This window comes from Pseudomonas sp. 51_B, assembly GCF_017491595.1.
GTDB lineage: Bacteria > Pseudomonadota > Gammaproteobacteria > Pseudomonadales > Pseudomonadaceae > Aquipseudomonas > Aquipseudomonas promysalinigenes.
Genome location: NZ_JAFGYW010000008.1, coordinates 1 through 17,725 on the forward strand (window position 1 = coordinate 1; position 17,725 = coordinate 17,725).

Sequence of the window (17,725 nt, forward strand, 5' to 3'; positions counted from 1 at the left end):
TTGGTGTTGTAGACGTTGTTTGGCGCAACGTAGTCAACCGAGCCGGAGCTTGCGTTGACCGGAATGGTAATGGTCTGGCCGTTGGCCAGGGTGATCACCAGTGGGGCACCGGTGACTGGGGCGCTGACAGTGGCGGTGTACACCACGGTGCCGCCTTCGGTCACGCTTGGGGTGGCCGTTAGGGTTACGGTCGAAATATCTATCGAGTCAGTGATTGATGTAACGGCAGGTGTGGAGCTCACATCAAGCTGCTCGAAATTGCCGCCGGTGGTGCTAGTGATAGTGGTGCTGACGGTCGAACCATTGTTGTAGACATCATTGGCCGGCGTCTGGAAGTCAACGCTACCAGTGCTCTGCCCAGCTGCAACAGTGATGGTCTGGCCGTTGGACAGGGTCACGGTCACCGGCGTCTGAGCAGGGTTGCTCAGCGTCACGGTGTAAGTGATCACGCCACCTTCGGTCACGCTTGGAGTAGCGGTCAGAGTGGCGGTGGTGGTGTCGACCGAATCCGCGATGACGGTCGTGGCCGGCGCCGGATTCGGCGTCAGCTGTTCGAAGTTGCCACCGGTTGCTGCGGTGATAGTGGTGTTAACGGTCGAGCCGTTGTTGTAGACGTCATTGGCCGGCGTCTGGAAATCGACGCTACCGGTGCTCTGCCCAGCAGCAACAGTGATGGTCTGGCCGTTCGACAGGGTCACGGTCACCGGCGTCTGAGCGGGGTTGCTCAGCGTCACGGTGTAAGTGATCACGCCACCTTCGGTCACGCTTGGAGTAGCGGTCAGAGTGGCGGTGGTGGTGTCGACGGAGTCCGCGATGACGGTCGTGGCCGGCGCCGGGTTCGGCGTCAGCTGTTCGAAGTTGCCACCGGTTGCTGCAGTGATAGTGGTGTTAACGGTCGAACCATTGTTGTAGACGTCGTTGGCCGGCGTCTGGAAATCGACGCTACCGGTGCTCTGCCCAGCAGCAACAGTGATGGTCTGGCCGTTGGACAGGGTCACGGTCACCGGCGTTTGAGCGGGGTTGCTCAGCGTCACGGTGTAAGTGATCACGCCACCTTCGGTCACGCTTGGAGTAGCGGTCAGAGTGGCGGTGGTTGTGTCGACGGAATCCGCGATCACGGTCGTGGCCGGGGCTGGATTCGGCGTCAGCTGTTCGAAGTTGCCACCGGTTGCTGCGGTGATAGTGGTGTTAACGGTCGAACCATTGTTGTAGACGTCATTGGCCGGCGTCTGGAAATCGACGCTACCGGTGCTCTGGCCAGCTGCAACAGTGATGGTCTGGCCGTTGGACAGGGTCACGGTCACCGGCGTTTGAGCAGGGTTGCTCAGCGTCACGGTGTAAGTGATCACGCCACCTTCGGTCACGCTTGGAGTAGCGGTCAGGGTGGCGGTGGTGGTGTCGACGGAATCCGCGATCACGGTCGTGGCCGGGGCTGGATTCGGCGTCAGCTGTTCGAAGTTGCCACCGGTTGCTGCGGTGATAGTGGTGTTAACGGTCGAACCGTTGTTGTAGACATCATTGGCCGGCGTCTGGAAATCGACGCTACCGGTGCTCTGGCCAGCTGCAACAGTGATGGTCTGGCCGTTGGACAGGGTCACGGTCACCGGCGTCTGAGCAGGGTTGCTCAGCGTCACGGTGTAAGTGATCACGCCACCTTCGGTCACGCTTGGAGTAGCGGTCAGGGTGGCGGTGGTGGTGTCGATGGTGTCTGTGATTTCAGTCACCACCGGTGTCTGCGGCAGCGTGACGACTACGTTGCCACCACCGGTAGTGCCAGTCACTGTTGTAGAGATCTGCCCACCATCAATGTAGGGCGTATCATTGCCCGCAACTGGAAAATTGACTGTTCCCGAGGTCTGCCCGGCTGGAATGATGATCACTGCGCCGTTCGAGAGGGTCACGGTCAGGTTGGTGGCCGGTGCCTGCCCAACGGTTGCGGTATAAACGATGACGCCACCGGCTTCGCTGATCGAAGGGGTTGCGCTCAGCGTAAGGTCCGTGGCGATCGGAGTGTCCGCCGTAGTGGACGCTGCGGTGAGTGCCCCGGTTTCCTCGGCAGTAGCGGCGGCTGCGAAATTCAGAGGCTCGGTGGGGAAGCCCACTGTCGGATCGACACTGCCCGCCGTGGCATCGAGCATAACGAAACTATGCCCACCCCCCGCTGCGCCACCACCTGCGGCGGTAGCGCCAGCAGCCGTAGCTTCGAGCTCGGTGGTCGGGTCAGCGCCGGCGGCGATCGCTTGTTGCAGTTCTTCAACCGACGGCGCAGCTTGCGCGGCGGCCAGGCCCAGATCAGTGCTGCTGTCCGGTGCGTCTGCGCTCCACTGAGTATCGCGCCCAAGGTCCAGCAAGCGGCCATCAGCCAGCTCCAGCGTTACCGCTCCACCTGCGCCGGTTAACACTTGCTCGCCCGCGAACAGGCGATCGCCTTCGATCAGGACGCGCCGGATGCCTTCTGGGGATACTGCGATGACTTGGCCAACAATGCTTTTGACGATGGCAACAACGCTGCTCATTAGACTCTCCGACTTACCCGATGGTGGGACGTCCCTGACCCGAAAGGCATCTTTGATGCTCATCAGGCGCAATGGTGTCAATAAATATGTTAAAAGTACGCGTCAACTTACTGGCTATAACCAATTGGAATTACGTTTATGCCAAACTATTGACCAAATATTTCTCATCCTAAACAATCGGCGAAATAATGTCACATTGATATTTCTTCAATTATTCGATGGTTCTGATATACCGCTCAAAGGCCCGGACTGGAGGTCATCTAGCGGTGAAAGAGGATGGCATTTTGCACCCCGGTAGCAATCCATTCATGACCCATAACGATGAGTGTTCTGATAGATTTCATAAATATTCGTATAGGTTTGTTTGACGCTCCCCATCGGGATTTTGGCACTCTACGGTGCATGCCAAAAGCCTGCCAAGCGGCCTAATTGAGGCCGGGAGTGGGGTGCTTGAACCCATAGAAAAGCCAGGCATCGCCAGATCCGCACTAAACGCCGAGGCCTAGGCGCCGATCATTTGGCCGTGCCCTGCCCGGAAGAACCGAATACCTGACACTCACGGGAATCGGTTGGGTAGAGATAAATGAAACCACTACTGCTTAGCTCCATTGAGTGGCAGTGATGGCCATTCAGTTGTTTACTCAGTAACGAATCAAGGCGACCATTGGCCAACTGCTCAAGCGCCGGGGTGTCATCGCACCGCCCGCCATCTTGAGCGAGCAGAACCAATTGAAACCACAGGTGAACCCGTCAGGTCCAAACTGAGGTTCACCTAAAACCTTACCCTTCAGGTTGAAGAGAGCCCCGCGTGGAATCCGAAGTCAGTCGAGCCCAACTCAACCACGATCCACGTAGTCAGCACGACGATCCGCTACTGGATAGCCTGCTGACCTTGTGTGTCTTGCATCAGAAACCCGCGAGCCGGGCGATGCTCACCACAGGCCTGCCACTGCCGGCCCAGCGGCTGAATGCCGAACTGCTGCCACGTGCCGCCGCGCGTGCCGGGCTGCAAGGGCGTTTGCTGCAGCGCAAGCTCGAGCAGATCCCGAGCATTGCCATGCCGGCCATGTTGCTGCTCAAAGAGGGTCGCGCTGCCGTCCTGCTGGGATGGGAGGGCGAAGACAATGCGCGCTTGCTGCTCAGCGAGAGTGATGGTGGCGAGGTCTTGATCAGCCGTGAGGCGCTTGTCGAGGATTACAGCGGCAAAGTGTTCTTCGCACAGCCTCAGCACAAGTTCGACGTCAATCACGGTAACCTGATCCCGCGTGCCCGTTCCTGGTTCCGCGACACGCTGCTGCGCAGCAAGTGGCTGTACATCGATGCCATTGCTGCAAGCCTGGTGATCAACCTGATCGCGCTGGCTGCCCCATTGTTCGTGATGAACGTCTACGACCGCGTCGTCCCCAACCAGGCCACCTCCACGCTATGGGTGCTGGCGGTGGGCATCACCGGGGCCTACTTGTTCGACCTGATCCTCAAGGGGCTGCGAGGGTTATGCCTGGACCTGGCTGGCAAGAAGACCGACTTGATCATCTCTGCGACATTGTTCGAGCGCATCGTCGGTATGTCGATGAAGTACCGCCCGGCCCGGGTCGGCAGCTTTGCCCAGAACATCCATGAGTTTCAGGGGCTTCGTGACTTTCTAGCTTCGCTGACTCTGACCAGCCTGATCGATCTGCCGTTCACCTTCATCATTCTGCTGGTCATTGCCATCATCGGTGGGCATTTGGTGTGGATCCCTATCCTCGCCTTCCCCCTGGCTCTGGGCATTGGATATGCCCTGCAACGGCCACTCATGGCGACCATGGAACGCACCATGGCACTGGCCTCGGAACGTCAATCGAGCCTGATTGAAACCTTGGCTGGGTTGGACGCGGTCAAGGTCAACAATGCCGAAAGCGAGCGCCAGTACATGTGGGAGCAGACGCTTGGCACCCTCAGCCGCCTGGAATTGCGCGTCAAGGTGCTGTCTAGCCTGGCGATGAACATTACCTTGCTGATTCAGCAACTGGCTGGTGTGGCGATGATCTGCGTCGGCGTGTACTTGATCATCGACGGCAACCTGAGCATGGGCGGCCTTGTGGCGTGCTACATGCTCAGCGGCCGCGCGTTGGGCCCGCTGAGTTCGCTGAACGGCCTGCTTGCCCGCTACCAGCAGGCCAAGGTCACCATGGCCTCGACCAATCAGATGATGGAGCTGCCCCAAGAGCGCAACTTCGAAGAGCGCCCTTTGAGCCGCCAGGTGTTGCAGGGCGCTATCGAATTCCGTGGCGTCGACTTCACCTACCCGAACCAGCAAAACCTCGCGCTAAAAGGCATCAACCTCAGTGTCCGCCCAGGCGAAAAAATCGGCATCATCGGCCGTAGCGGCTCGGGCAAGAGCTCGCTGGCCAAGCTCATCGTCGGCCTCTACGAAGCCGACAACGGCTCGCTGCTGGTCGACGGCGTAGACATACGCCAGATCGACGTCAGCGAGCTGCGTCACAATGTGGGCTATGTACCTCAGGATATTCAGCTGTTGGCTGGCACCTTGCGCGATAACTTGGTCAGCGGTGCCCGTTACATTGAGGACGAGCTGATCCTGCAGGCCGCCGAACTGGCCGGGGTCCACGAATTCGCCCGTCTGCACCCGGACGGTTACGAGCTGCAAGTGGGTGAGCGTGGGCAAAACCTCTCCGGCGGTCAGCGGCAGAACGTCGCGCTGGGCCGCGCCCTGTTGCTCAACCCGCAGATCCTGCTGCTCGATGAGCCCACTGCTGCCATGGACAACACGGGTGAGGAACGCCTCAAACAGCGCCTGCAGGCGGTCATCGAGCACAAGACGGTGCTGCTGGTGACTCACCGTGCTTCGCTGCTGACGCTGGTGGACCGGCTGATCGTTATCGATCGCGGCCAAATTGTTGCCGATGGCCCGAAAGCTTCGGTCATGGATGCACTGAAGAAGGGGCAGATCAGTGTTGCGTAACCTGGATTTCAGCGTGTTCAAGAACGGCCTGCGCCGCTATTTCAAAGGTTCCGAGTCATTGCACGGGCAACCGCTGCCAGAGGTCAGCAAAGCGCTGATCGAGGACGCGCCTCGTATCGTGCGCCTGACCATCTGGGGGGTGATCGCGTTCTTCCTGTTCTTGATTATCTGGGCCTGCTTCGCCCCCATCGATGAGGTGACCCGTGGCGAGGGCAAGGCAATCCCTTCGTCCAAGGTGCAGAAAATTCAGAACCTCGAAGGTGGCATCGTCGCCGAGATCTTCGCCAAGGAAGGGCAGGTGGTCGAGGTTGGCCAACCGCTGCTGCGCCTTGACGAGACCCGTTTCGCTTCCAACGTAGGTGAAACCGAAGCCGATCGCCTGGCCATGGCCCTTCGGGTGCAGCGCCTGAGCGCGGAAGTCGAAGACCGACCGCTGAAGATCGATGAAGAGCTGCGCAAAGCTGCCCCCAGCCAGGCAGCGGATGAGGAGTCGCTGTACCAGAGCCGCCGCCAGCAACTGCAAGATGAGCTCGGTGGTCTGCAGCAGCAATTGGTGCAAAAACAGCAGGAACTGCGCGAATTCACCTCTAAGCGTGCTCAGTACGCCAACAGCCTGCAGCTGCTGCGCCAGGAAATCGGCATGTCCGAACCTTTGGTCGCTCAGGGCGCGGTGTCTCAGGTCGAAATCCTGCGGCTTCGCCGCGCGGAGGTGGAAACCCGGGGTCAGATGGACTCGACGGCCCTCGCCATTCCACGTGCCGAGGCGGCCATCAAGGAAGTCGAAAGCAAGATTGAAGAGACCCGTGGCAAGTTCCGCAGTGAGGCCCTGACCAAGCTCAATGAGGCCCGCACGGAACTGAACAAGGCCACCGCGACCAGCAAGGCGCTGGATGATCGCGTGAGCCGAACGCTGGTCACCTCGCCAGTGCGTGGCGTCGTCAAGCAACTGCTGGTCAATACCATCGGCGGCGTGATCCAGCCAGGCAGCGATATCATCGAAATCGTGCCGCTGGATGACTCGCTGGTGGTCGAAGCCAAGATCCTGCCAAAAGACATCGCATTCCTGCACCCTGGCCAGGAAGCGACCGTCAAGTTCACCGCCTACGACTACACCATCTACGGCGGCCTGAAGGCCAAGCTCGAGCAGATCGGCGCAGACACCATCACTGACGAAGACAAGAAAACCACCTACTACCTGATCAGGTTGCGAACCGAGAAGAGCCACCTAGGAACTGATCAGAAACCGCTACTGATCATCCCAGGCATGGTCGCGACGGTGGACATCATGACGGGCAAGAAGACCATCATGAGCTATCTGCTCAAACCGATCATGAAGGCTCGGGCTGAGGCGCTGCGCGAGCGTTGATCCCTGCCAGCACGCTTTACGGGCTCCCCGTAAAGCGTGACTTCATATGTATATTCTTTAAAGATATTTAAATTATATTTCTTATGCCTCTATAGTCGCTCTCACTGCGTACCCGTCGACCAATCGATGCGCCGCACGACTTGAATCCACACGGGTGAACCCCGTGCGTTTCTGATCGTTGCGCGCCATTGAGTCGCGCACTGCGTGGGAGTGACACATGCCAGCCTCGAACGCCTTGTCGACCATCGACAGCGCCCAGCCGCAAAGTTTTGAAATTCGCCCGTTCTCCGGCGCCGTTGGCGCCGAGATCATCGGCCTGGACCTGGCCAAACCGGTCACTGCCGAGGATTTCACCCGTATCCATCGCGCCCACCTCGACCACCACGTGCTGGTGTTCCGTGAACAGCGAATCAGCCCGGAGCAACAAATTAGCTTCAGCCGCCGTTTCGGCGAGCTGCAGATCCATGTGCTCAAACAGTTTCTACTGGCGGGCCATCCGGAAATCCTGATCGTCTCCAATATCATCGAAAATGGTCAGAACATCGGCTTGGGCGATGCCGGTAAATTCTGGCACTCGGACCTCTCGTACAAAGAGCTGCCAAGCCTCGGCTCCATGCTGCATGCCCAGGAACTGCCCAGTGAAGGCGGCGACACCTTGTTCGCCGACATGCACAAAGCCTGGGAAGCGGTACCCGGGGCCTTGCGCAAGGTGGTCGAGGGTCGCAGTGCCGCTCATTCCTACACAGCGCGTTACGCCGAAACCAAGTTCGAAGGCAACTGGCGGCCAACTCTGACCGCCGAGCAACTGGCGCAGGTCAAGGAAGTCATCCACCCCGTTGTACGCACTCACCCTGAAAACGGCCGCCAGGCGCTATTCGTCAGCGAGGGCTTCACCACCCGCATCATCGGCCTGCCGGACGATGAAAGCCACGACGTGCTGCAGCAGCTCTACGGTTTGAGCGTCCTGGAGCAGAACATCTACCGCCACCAGTGGCAGCCACATGACCTGGTGTTCTGGGACAACCGGTCGCTGATCCATCTCGCCAGCGGATGCCCCGCGCATCTGCGGCGCAAACTGTACCGCACCACCATCCAGGGCGATGCCCCGTTCTGACGACTGAGGAATTCATCATGCGTAAATCCATCAGCCGCCTGGCGGCATCCATTGGCCTGGGTGCCAGCTTGGTTCTAGGCAGCCTGGCGGCCCCCGTCGCGGCCCAAGCCGAAGGCAAGATTCGCATCGCCGAGCAGTTTGGCATCGTCTATCTGCTGCTCAACGTAGTGCGTGACCAACATCTGATCGAAAAGCACGGCAAGCAGCAGGGTATCGATATTGAAGTCGACTGGGCCCAGTTGTCCGGCGGCTCGGCGATCAATGACGCACTGCTGTCCGGTTCGGTGGACATTGCGGGTGCCGGGGTTGGGCCGTTGCTGACTGTTTGGGATCGCACGTACGGGCGGCAGAACGTCAAGGCCGTCGCCTCGCTGGGTAACTTCCCGTACTACTTGGTCAGTAGCAACCCGAACGTGAAGACCATCGCCGACATTTCAGAAAAGGACCGCATCGCCGTGCCTGCCGTTGGGGTGTCGGTGCAGTCGCGGTTTCTGCAGTACGCTGCCGCCCAGCAGTGGGGCGACGAGCAATACAACCGTCTCGACAAGTACACCCTGGCTGTACCCCACCCGGATGCTACCGCAGCGCTTCTGGCCGGTGGCACTGAGCTGAATGGGCACTTCTCTAACCCGCCATTCCAGGACCAGGCGCTGGCCAACAAGAGCGTGCACGTGGTGCTCAACAGCTATGATCTGCTCGGCCCCAATTCGCCGACCCTGCTGTTCGCCACCGAAAAATTCCGCAAGGACAACCCCAAGACATACAGGGCTTTCGTCGACGCCCTGGCCGAGGCGGCGGACTTTGCCCAGAAGGACAAGGCTGCGGCGGCCGATACCTACATTCGCGTGACCAAGGCCAAGATCGACCGCGACACGCTGATCAAGTTGATCGACAACCCGCAGTACGAGTTCACCGTCACCCCAAAGAACACCTACAAGCTTGCCGAGTTCCTGTACCGGGTAGGCGCCATCAAGCACAAGCCGGCGTCTTGGAAGGATTACTTCTTCCAGGATGAACGCCCGCTGCAGGGGAGCTGATCGACCATGACCGCCCCATTGCCAGGCCACACGGCCAGCAACCTGAGCCGTGAGACATCGCCGCCGTTGCTTGAGGTGCACAGCCTTAGCCTCGAATACCGCACCGCGCAGCGCGTGGTGCGGGCCACCCATCAGGTCAGCTTTGAAGTGGATCAAGCCGACCGGTTTGTCCTGCTTGGGCCCTCCGGCTGCGGCAAGTCCACATTGCTCAAGGCCGTTGCCGGTTTCATCGCTCCCCAGGAAGGAAAAATCCTCCTGCAAGGCCACCCGGTCAGCAGCCCTGGGCCTGATCGCATTGTGGTGTTTCAAGAGTTCGACCAATTGCCACCGTGGAAGACGGTGAAAGAGAACATCATGTTTCCGCTGGTCGTGTCTGGGCAGTTAAAGCGGGCTGAAGCTCAGGACCGAGCCCTGCATTATCTGGACAAAGTTGGGCTGGCGGCCTTTGCAGACGCCTACCCGCACACGCTGTCGGGCGGCATGAAGGCCCGAGTGGCAATCGCCCGGGCGCTAGCGACCCAGCCAAAGATACTGCTGATGGACGAGCCTTTCGCAGCGCTCGACGCACTGACCCGGCGCAAAATGCAGGAAGAGCTCCTGCAGCTATGGGAGGAAGTGCGCTTTACGCTGCTGTTCGTTACCCATTCGATTGAGGAGGCGCTGGTGGTGGGCAACCGCATCCTGTTGCTCTCCCCCCATCCAGGGAGAGTCCGGGGGGAGGTGCATAGCCACCAGTACGACCTTGGCAGCCTTGGCGCTGCGGACTTTCAGGCCAGTGCGCGGCGTATCCACCGCTTGCTGTTCGACGAAGCGCAAGCCCCAGAGCAGCCCACCGATCTGAGCTTCAACGATATCCGCATAGCCTACTGACAGGAATTTGCCTCATGATTTCTAGACCTGTGCGCCAGGAATACGAGGTGCAGCTGGAGCCACTGCTCAGCGTACCTGTAGCGCGTAACCTACCTCTGGCACAGCGCTTGTGGCAGCACGGCTGGCTGCGCAAGGCGGTGATCCTGCTGGTGCTCGCAATTTTTTGGGAAGCGATCGCCCGCTACCAGGACAACGACCTGCTGCTGCCTACTTTCCTGCAAACCGCCGCCGCGCTGTGGGACGGCCTGGTCAGTGGTGAACTGCCGGCCAAGGTTGGCGTATCGCTGGTGATTCTGCTCAAAGGCTACGTGCTGGGTATCGTTCTGGCCTTTGGCTTGACCAGCCTTGCCGTATCGACCCAGCTTGGCCGCGACTTACTCGGCACTCTGACCTCGATGTTCAATCCGCTGCCGGCAATCGCCTTGCTGCCGTTGGCACTGCTGTGGTTCGGGCTGGGTGACAACAGCCTGATCTTCGTACTGGTGCATTCGGTGCTGTGGGCACTGGCGCTCAATACCTACGCGGGCTTTCTAGGCGTGTCGGAAACCTTACGCATGGCCGGGCGCAATTACGGCCTCAAAGGCCTGCGTCTGGTGTTGCACATCCTGGTGCCAGCTGCCTTGCCGTCGATTCTCTCCGGGCTGAAGATCGGCTGGGCGTTCGCATGGCGTACCCTGATCGCCGCCGAGCTGGTGTTCGGTGCCAGCAGCGGAAAGGGTGGGCTGGGTTGGTACATTTTCCAGAACCGCAACGAGCTGTATACCGACAAGGTGTTTGCCGGGCTGGCGGTAGTGATTCTCATCGGCCTACTGGTGGAGGGGCTGGTGTTCAATACTGTGGAGCGGCTGACTGTGCGGCGTTGGGGGATGCAGCGTTAATGAGGAAAGCTGGTAATGGCCCTTTCGTTACTCGACGAATAGCAGGGCCCTCGGGGGGGGGGCTTTGCGCAGCTAATTACCAGGTGAAAGAGGGTTTGTTAGCGTCTTGTCGTGATTTTTGATGGATAAACGGCCTAACTCAGTTTGTATCCAGATACTGCGCAGCAGCCTCTAACAGTGTTTTGGATATCTCACTACGAAGTTCGCTGGGCTGTTCTATCACCACGCCGGCCCCCTGACTAAGCACCCACAAGCGCAGTGCCCATCCATCTTCCACGGTGGCCGTTAGCCGGTGGCCCTGTTCCAGGGCGGTCAATTGCATGTCTGCGCTCAAAGGCGCTTCGCGCAGCTGTCGAGCCAACGGGTCGCTGACCCAGGCCAGTATCTCGGTTCCTTCACCGGCCACTGGCTTAAGCGAATCACCTCGCAGGTACCCTTGCAGATCGAAGTTGCCGCGCACTTCGCCTACTACACTGGCCGACCAATGCCAGCCAAATGGAATGCTCTTGTCATTGCGATCGAGCGGAAAAATCAGCGACAGCTCGTTCAGATCGCGCTCGACCGTGCGCTTGCTGACAGTGAAGCCTACGTCACGCAGGCGCCACACCAATTCGGCACTCGTAATGCCGGGGGAGCGGTGGGGTAGCTGACGCAGTAATGCCCATTGGCGGCTGAGGGTGGCGCGGGTGCTGGCGAACGGCAAAAGATAACGTCCTTGTCTAGGCTTGCCACATCAGGATGGCGGCTGGGGCGGGTCATGGCAATTAGCCATAACTGGTTAGGATCAAGGAATACTCATTTGGTTGCCTTACCAAGATTGTTCGCGACAGGTTTTGACGTGGCGTCGCGCAGAATCATCCCTCGTCACAGCCGTGGTCGGGCCTGTGGGTCGTTCAATGAGGATGAACATGTCTGCTGCCAGCAATATCCATTCGCTGCTCGCCCGTCTTCTGCCTGAGCAGATCAATTGCCCACCAGCATCGCCCGGAAGGCGACAGCGGCAGTTCGTAGGGGTTGGTCTACCCAGCCAGCGGGCTTTATTGGTCAACCGACTGGACGAGGCCCACGACCTGCAGGTGATCTATGCCGACCTACGCGAGCTGGCGCTGGCCGGTAGCGTGGCAGCTCTCAACGATCTGGGCTGGATATGGCTCAACGGCAAATATTGGCGGGCCGACACCGGGCTGGCGGGGCACCTGCTGCGCATGGCGGCGCTGCAGGGAAATGCAGCGGCTTGGTTCAACCTGGGGCAGCAGCACTACTTCGGCAAGGGCGTTGCAACCTCCTACGTGCAGGCCGAGGCGTGTTACCGGCAGGCCTTCGAGCGCGGCTTACTGCATGCCGCTGCTGCGCTGGGTGACCTGTACGAAGAAGAAGTCTGCGATGCCGCGCTGGGCTGGCAGGTGGACATGGATCAGGCCTACCAATGGTTTTTCCGCGGGGCCGAGGAGGGTGAGGCGCGTTGCCGGTTCGAAGTGGGTTACCGTTTGTTGCATGGCCTACATGTGAACCCAGACACCAGGGCAGCGTTGTACTGGCTGGAGCTTGCAGCGGCAACCGGCGTAATACAGGCGGCCGAGGAGTTGGCTGTCCATTTCAGCCGCGGGGATGACGCGCGTTACCGAGATTGGCGCGACCGGGCAGTGCAAATGGGTAGCAGCTTGGCCTTGACCATGAAGCTGGAGGATCAAGTTCAGCCCTGATCGATCAGATGTTGGTGCGGCCGTTCGTAGGTAATCCGTTCATCCAGCTATGCACAGTACCCAGGCCTGAGGTGTCTGCAGGAGCGGATTTACCCACGCAGGGCGGCAACCTGAAAACCAGCATGTGATCGACGCCTGTCGTCGGTCGCGGTTGACGACAGGGGGAGGCACAGGCGTATATTGATAGTTAGCAAACTATGAATATCCTTGGTTCCCTGAATGTCTATTGACTCCCTGCGCCTGCAAGTCAGCAGTGGCATGGTGGTGGCCGCCCGCCACTGGCGGCGGATCTGCCACAACGCACTGATTGGCTACGGCATCTCCGAAGCCTGCGCCGCACCGCTGTTGATGATCGTGCGTCTGGGCGACGGCGTGCACCAAGTGGCCGTCGCTCAGGCGGCCGGCCTGGAAAGCCCGTCGCTGGTACGCCTGCTTGATCAGTTGTGCAAGGCTGGGCTGGTCTGCCGTAGTGAAGACCCCCTCGACCGCCGCGCCAAGGCTTTGAGCTTGACTGCCGAAGGCCGACGCCTGGCCGAAGCCATTGAGGCCGAACTGGTACGCGTGCGCCATGAGGTGCTCAAAGGCATCGACGAGGCCGACCTGCAAGCTGCTCTGCGTGTGTTGCGAGCCTTCGAGGCCGCTGGCCTCGGCACCGCCGGTGGGGTGGCATGAACGGTTTCTTCAGCTCGGTCCCGCCGGCTCGTGACTGGTTCTACGGGGTGCGCACCTTCGCCGCATCGATGATCGCCTTGTACATTGCGCTACTGCTGCAGTTGCCGCGTCCGTACTGGGCCATGGCCACGGTTTACATCGTCTCGAGCCCATTCGTCGGGCCGACCAGCTCCAAAGCACTGTACCGTGCGCTGGGCACCTTGCTCGGTGCCGCCGGGGCGATCTTCCTGGTTCCACCCTTGGTGCAGTCGCCATTGCTGTTGAGCATCGCCATTGCCTTGTGGACCGGCACCTTGCTGTTTCTTTCGCTGAACTTGCGCACGGCCAACAACTACGTGCTGATGCTGGCCGGCTACACCTTGCCAATGATTGCCTTGGTGGTAGTCGACAACCCGTTGGCGGTGTTCGATGTGGCATCGTCTCGGGCTCAGGAAATCTGTTTGGGGATCGTCTGCGCAGCAGTGGTCGGGGCGGTATTCTGGCCGCGCCGGCTGGCCCCTGTGGTGGTCGGTGCGACCGGCAACTGGTTCAGCGAAGCGATTCGCTACAGCGATACCTACCTTTCCCGCGATGCCAGCGCCGACAAAGTCGGGGGCATGCGTGTCGCGATGGTGACCACCTTCAATTCGCTGGAGTTGATGATCGGCCAACTCGGCCACGAAGGTGCGGGCCCACACACCCTCAAGAACGCGCGTGAATTGCGCGGACGGATGATCCACCTGTTGCCGGTGATCGATGCCCTCGACGACGCACTCGTCGCCCTCGAGGGCCGCGCTCCGGCTCATTTTGCCCAGCTTCAACCAGTGCTCGAAGCAGCCCGGCAGTGGCTCAAGGGCACTGCCGACAGTGCCTCGGTGACGCGTTGGGCTAGCCTGCATGAGCAGATCGACCGCTTGCAGCCGGGCGCTGCGGCGCTTGATCAGCGCGCCGAGTTGCTGCTGTCCAACGCGCTTTACCGGCTTACCGAGTGGGCCGACCTGTGGCAGGACTGCTGTTCGCTGCAGCATGCGCTGCGCACTGACGACGCCAAGCCCTGGCGTGCGGTGTACCGGCATTGGCGGCTAGGCCGGCTGACTGCGTTCTTCGACCGAGGGCTGATGCTCTATTCGGTGGCCTCCACGGTGCTGGCGATCATCGTCGCGTGTGGCCTGTGGATCGGCCTTGGCTGGAACGATGGCGCCAGTGCGGTGATTCTCGCAGCCGTGTCGTGCAGTTTTTTCGCCGCCATGGACGACCCAGCACCGCAGATCTACCGGTTCTTCTTCTGGACCTTGATGTCGGTGATCTTCTCAAGCCTTTACCTGTTTCTGGTGCTGCCCAACCTGCACGACTTCCCGATGCTGGTGCTGGCCTTCGCCGTCCCGTTCATCTGTATCGGAACCCTGACCGTCCAGCCGCGCTTTTATCTCGGCACCTTGCTGACCATCGTCAACACCTCGACCTTCATCAGCATCCAGGGTGCCTACGACGCTGACTTTTTCACCTTCCTCAACGCCAATCTGGCGGGCCCCGTGGGCCTGCTGTTTGCTTTCATCTGGACCTTGGTGATGCGCCCGTTCGGTGTCGAGCTGGCAGCCAAGCGCATGACTCGCTTCGCCTGGCGTGACATCGTCGGCATGACCGAGACCGCGACGCTGGCCGAGCACCGCCAAGTCGGGGTACAGATGCTCGACAGGCTGATGCAGCACTTGCCGCGCTTGTCGCAAACCGGCCAGGACAGCGGTGTTGCGCTGCGCGACTTGCGTGTGGGGCTGAACTTGCTCGACCTGCTGGCCTACATGCCGCGAGCCAGCCAGCCAGCTCGCGCCAGGCTGCGCACGGTCATCGAAGAAGTGGGCGCGCACTACGCGGCTTGCTTGCGTGCAGGGGAGCGCCTGCATGCGCCGCCCGCACTGCTGCGCAACATGGAGCGTGCGCGCCTGGCGCTGAACCTGGATGAACTCTACGAACGCGGCAATGCCCGTACCCATCTGCTGCATGCCCTGAGCGGCCTGCGCCTGGCGCTGTTGCCGGGTGTAGAGGTGATGCTCGAGCCTGCCGAACAACCGCAACTGCCCCCCGGGCTGGATGGAGCGCCCCTGTGATCGGTGAAGTGGATATCAGTGGGGTCTTCCTGCCCACGCTGCTGGTGATGATGTTTGGCACCTACCTGCTGTTTCTAGGGGTGCATGCGGTGCTGCTGCGCTTGCATTTCTACCGCCTGGTCTGGCACCGGGCGCTGTTCAACGTTGCCCTGTATGCCGTGCTCCTAGGCGCGGTGGATCATTTTTGCCGAAGCCTGATGCTGCCATGAAAAAACCTTTATTGACCTTGGGCCGTGTGGTCCTGACTTTGCTGGTAGTGACTTTCGCCGCAGTGCTCGTGTGGCAGATGGTGGTGTACTACATGTTCGCCCCTTGGACCCGTGACGGCCACATCCGCGCTGATGTGATCCAGATCGCCCCGGATGTGTCCGGGCTGATCCAGAAGGTCGAGGTACGCGACAACCAGACCGTCAAGCGCGGCGACGTGCTGTTCACCATCGACCAGGACCGCTTCACGCTGGCATTGCGTCAAGCCAAGGCGACCCTTGGCGAACGCCAAGAAACGCTGGCACAGGCCTCCCGCGAAGCGCAGCGTAATCGCAAACTGGGCAACCTGGTGGCAGCCGAGCAGCTGGAAGAAAGCCAGTCCCGTGAAGCCCGCGCACGCTCAGCGGTCAGCGAAGCCCAGGTGGCGGTGGACACCGCACAGCTCAACCTGGACCGCTCGGTAGTGCGTAGCCCGGTAGATGGCTACCTGAACGACCGTGCTCCGCGCGACCATGAATTCGTCAGCGCCGGGCGCCCAGTGCTGTCAGTAGTCGATAGCGCTTCGTACCACGTCGATGGTTATTTCGAAGAGACCAAGCTCGGTAAAATCCACGTTGGCGACGCTGTGGACATCCGTGTGATGGGGGACAACACGCGTTTGCGTGGCCACGTGCAGAGCTTTGCTGCCGGTATCGAAGACCGTGATCGCAGCAGTGGCAGCAACCTGTTGCCCAACGTCAACCCGGCGTTCAGCTGGGTGCGCCTGGCCCAGCGCATTCCTGTGCGTATCGCTTTCGACCAAGTGCCGCAAGACTTCCGCATGATCGCCGGGCGCACCGCCACGGTATCGATTCTTGAGGGCGAGCGCCCATGAAACAGTTGGTCCTGGCAGGGTTCTGCCTGTCTTTGGGGGCGTGCATGATGGTCGGCCCCGATTACCAAGTGCCCCAGGACGCCGCGGTACAGCGCAGCGATCTCAACGGCCCACTGCGCCAGGATGCCGACAGCGTGGTGTCGGCGCCGGTGCCCGAGGACTGGTGGCAGTTGTACCAGGATCAGCGCCTCAATGAGCTGGTGCGCCAGGCTTTGCGTGCCAACACCGAGCTGCGCGTAGCAGCGGCCAATATCGCCAAAGCCCGGGCCCAGGTCGAAGTGGCCGAGTCGCAGGGTGGCTTCAATGGTGGCATCAAGGCTGGCGCCCAGCGGCTGCAAGAGTCCGGCCAAGCCTTCTTGCTCCCTGAAAAAGTGCCTGTGGCCAACATCGGCGAGGCGATCATCAGCGCGTCGTACCAGTTCGACCTGTGGGGCACTTTCAAGCGCGGCACCGAGGCGGCCAAGGCCAATGCCGATGCAGTGCAGGCTGCGGCCGACACCGCGCGTATCACCTTGGTAGCTGACGTGGTCAAGGCTTACACCCAAGTGTGTTCGGCTAACGAGGAATACCACATCGCCCGCGAGTCCCTTGACCTGCAGCAGCAGAGCGTGACACTCAACCAGCGCCTGCGCGATGCGGGCCGCGGCGATGAAACTCAGGTCACCCGCTCGCAGACCCAGTTCAAGTCATTGCGCGCCGAGTTGCCGCGTTTCAAGGCTGAACGCGAAACGGGCCTCTACACCCTTGCGGCGCTGCTCGCCCAGCCTGTGGACAAGTTGCCCGCTGGCACCGCAGATTGCGCCGAGCTGCCGCGCCTTGCCCAGCTCGTGCCTGTGGGTGATGGTGCGGCTCTGCTCAAGCGCCGGCCGGACGTACGCCAGGCGGAACGGCAGCTGGCTGCCGCCACCGCTGAAATCGGCGTAGCCACCGGTGCACTGTATCCAGATATCAGCATCGGGGCTCAGGTGGGCACTATCGGTATTCTCGAAGACCTTGGCGACCCGTCGACCAACCGCTGGGGCTTTGGCCCGCAGATCAGCTGGAACATCCCCACCAACGGCACCCGCGCTCGCATTCGCATGGCCGAGGCGTCCACTCAGGCCGCCTTGGCGCATTTCGACGGCGTTGTGCTGAACGCTATCCGCGAGACCCAGACGCGTCTGGCGCAGTACAGCGCCCTGCTGGACCGGCGTGACGCACTGGTGGAGGCTGCGCAGTCGGCAAAGGAAGCGGCGGACCAAACGCATCGGTTCTACCAGGCGGGGCGCGCCTCGTTCCTGGCGGATTTGCAGGCGACCCGTACATACACCGATGTGCGCTCACAGTTGGCGGCGGCCAACAGCCAAGTGGCACAGGGGCAGATTGGCGTGTTCCTGGCCTTGGGTGGCGGCTGGAAGGACGTTGCCAGGCGTTGACTGCGTGCTCCCCGAACTGCCTGG

Annotated in this window: 14 protein-coding genes; 12 read left to right on the forward strand and 2 right to left on the reverse strand. The window is 60.8% G+C overall.

What is annotated here, in order from left to right; genetic code table 11:
• On the reverse strand, positions 1-2,516 hold a 2,516-nt coding region (locus J5M56_RS11400; RefSeq protein WP_207936908.1), incomplete at its 3' end, for a retention module-containing protein.
• Positions 2,517-3,324: 808 nt separating this feature from the next.
• On the opposite strand from J5M56_RS11400, the gene J5M56_RS11405 reads away from it, so the two are divergent.
• The 6 genes from J5M56_RS11405 (at position 3,325) to J5M56_RS11430 (ending at position 10,746) form a co-directional block, all read left to right on the forward strand.
• Positions 3,325-5,481: a type I secretion system permease/ATPase gene (locus tag J5M56_RS11405; RefSeq protein ID WP_186478322.1), complete on the forward strand. Its 2,157-nt coding sequence runs from the start codon at positions 3,325-3,327 to the stop codon at positions 5,479-5,481.
• A gap of 1 nt (position 5,482) precedes the next feature.
• Positions 5,483-6,847, forward strand: a complete 1,365-nt coding sequence (locus J5M56_RS11410) for an HlyD family type I secretion periplasmic adaptor subunit (RefSeq protein ID WP_155500306.1) — start codon at positions 5,483-5,485, stop codon at positions 6,845-6,847.
• Positions 6,848-7,064: 217 nt separating this feature from the next.
• Positions 7,065-7,961: a TauD/TfdA family dioxygenase gene (locus J5M56_RS11415; RefSeq protein WP_186478323.1), complete on the forward strand. Its 897-nt coding sequence runs from the start codon at positions 7,065-7,067 to the stop codon at positions 7,959-7,961.
• 17 nt (positions 7,962-7,978) lie between these two features.
• Positions 7,979-8,998: an ABC transporter substrate-binding protein gene (locus J5M56_RS11420; protein WP_207936909.1), complete on the forward strand. Its 1,020-nt coding sequence runs from the start codon at positions 7,979-7,981 to the stop codon at positions 8,996-8,998.
• A gap of 6 nt (positions 8,999-9,004) precedes the next feature.
• A complete protein-coding gene (locus J5M56_RS11425) occupies positions 9,005-9,868 on the forward strand; it encodes an ABC transporter ATP-binding protein (RefSeq protein WP_207936911.1) in 864 nt (287 codons plus the stop codon).
• 17 nt (positions 9,869-9,885) lie between these two features.
• The gene (locus tag J5M56_RS11430; protein WP_186478436.1) at positions 9,886-10,746 is read left to right on the forward strand and encodes an ABC transporter permease; all 861 of its coding nucleotides are present in this window, start codon (positions 9,886-9,888) and stop codon (positions 10,744-10,746) included.
• Positions 10,747-10,885: 139 nt separating this feature from the next.
• On the opposite strand, the gene J5M56_RS11435 is transcribed toward J5M56_RS11430, so the two are convergent.
• On the reverse strand, positions 10,886-11,449 hold the full coding sequence (locus tag J5M56_RS11435) for a WYL domain-containing protein (RefSeq protein WP_207936913.1): 564 nt from the start codon (positions 11,447-11,449) through the stop codon (positions 10,886-10,888).
• Between the two features lie 205 nt (positions 11,450-11,654).
• Here J5M56_RS11435 and J5M56_RS11440 point away from each other — a divergent pair, with 205 nt between their 5' ends.
• From J5M56_RS11440 to J5M56_RS11465, 6 genes are all read left to right on the forward strand, one after another.
• Complete coding sequence (locus J5M56_RS11440) at positions 11,655-12,449, forward strand: tetratricopeptide repeat protein (protein ID WP_186478329.1); 795 nt, start codon at positions 11,655-11,657, stop codon at positions 12,447-12,449.
• Positions 12,450-12,668: 219 nt separating this feature from the next.
• Positions 12,669-13,121, forward strand: a complete 453-nt coding sequence (locus J5M56_RS11445) for a MarR family transcriptional regulator (RefSeq protein WP_060479966.1) — start codon at positions 12,669-12,671, stop codon at positions 13,119-13,121.
• Complete coding sequence (locus tag J5M56_RS11450) at positions 13,118-15,205, forward strand: FUSC family protein (RefSeq protein ID WP_207936915.1); 2,088 nt, start codon at positions 13,118-13,120, stop codon at positions 15,203-15,205. Before J5M56_RS11445 ends, J5M56_RS11450 begins: the two co-directional genes overlap by 4 nt.
• Positions 15,202-15,414 carry a DUF1656 domain-containing protein gene (locus J5M56_RS11455; RefSeq protein WP_060479964.1) on the forward strand — a complete coding sequence of 71 codons (213 nt, stop codon included), beginning with the start codon at positions 15,202-15,204 and terminating at the stop codon, positions 15,412-15,414. Before J5M56_RS11450 ends, J5M56_RS11455 begins: the two co-directional genes overlap by 4 nt.
• The gene (locus tag J5M56_RS11460; protein WP_060479963.1) at positions 15,411-16,286 is read left to right on the forward strand and encodes an HlyD family secretion protein; all 876 of its coding nucleotides are present in this window, start codon (positions 15,411-15,413) and stop codon (positions 16,284-16,286) included. Before J5M56_RS11455 ends, J5M56_RS11460 begins: the two co-directional genes overlap by 4 nt.
• Positions 16,283-17,701 (forward strand): efflux transporter outer membrane subunit, encoded by a 1,419-nt coding sequence (locus tag J5M56_RS11465; protein ID WP_207936917.1) that lies wholly within the window; start codon positions 16,283-16,285, stop codon positions 17,699-17,701. The genes J5M56_RS11460 and J5M56_RS11465 overlap by 4 nt, the downstream gene beginning before the upstream one ends.
• Positions 17,702-17,725: the final 24 nt, after the last annotated feature.

Excerpts from the sequence above, each read along its gene's own strand:
- J5M56_RS11415 (WP_186478323.1), top strand. The coding sequence starts at position 7,065 with ATGCCAGCCTCGAACGCCTTGTCGACCATCGACAGCGCCCAGCCGCAA.
- J5M56_RS11420 (WP_207936909.1), top strand. The coding sequence starts at position 7,979 with ATGCGTAAATCCATCAGCCGCCTGGCGGCATCCATTGGCCTGGGTGCC.
- J5M56_RS11425 (WP_207936911.1), top strand. The coding sequence starts at position 9,005 with ATGACCGCCCCATTGCCAGGCCACACGGCCAGCAACCTGAGCCGTGAG.
- J5M56_RS11440 (WP_186478329.1), top strand. The coding sequence starts at position 11,655 with ATGTCTGCTGCCAGCAATATCCATTCGCTGCTCGCCCGTCTTCTGCCT.
- J5M56_RS11445 (WP_060479966.1), top strand. The coding sequence starts at position 12,669 with ATGTCTATTGACTCCCTGCGCCTGCAAGTCAGCAGTGGCATGGTGGTG.
- J5M56_RS11450 (WP_207936915.1), top strand. The coding sequence starts at position 13,118 with ATGAACGGTTTCTTCAGCTCGGTCCCGCCGGCTCGTGACTGGTTCTAC.
- J5M56_RS11460 (WP_060479963.1), top strand. The coding sequence starts at position 15,411 with ATGAAAAAACCTTTATTGACCTTGGGCCGTGTGGTCCTGACTTTGCTG.
- J5M56_RS11465 (WP_207936917.1), top strand. The coding sequence starts at position 16,283 with ATGAAACAGTTGGTCCTGGCAGGGTTCTGCCTGTCTTTGGGGGCGTGC.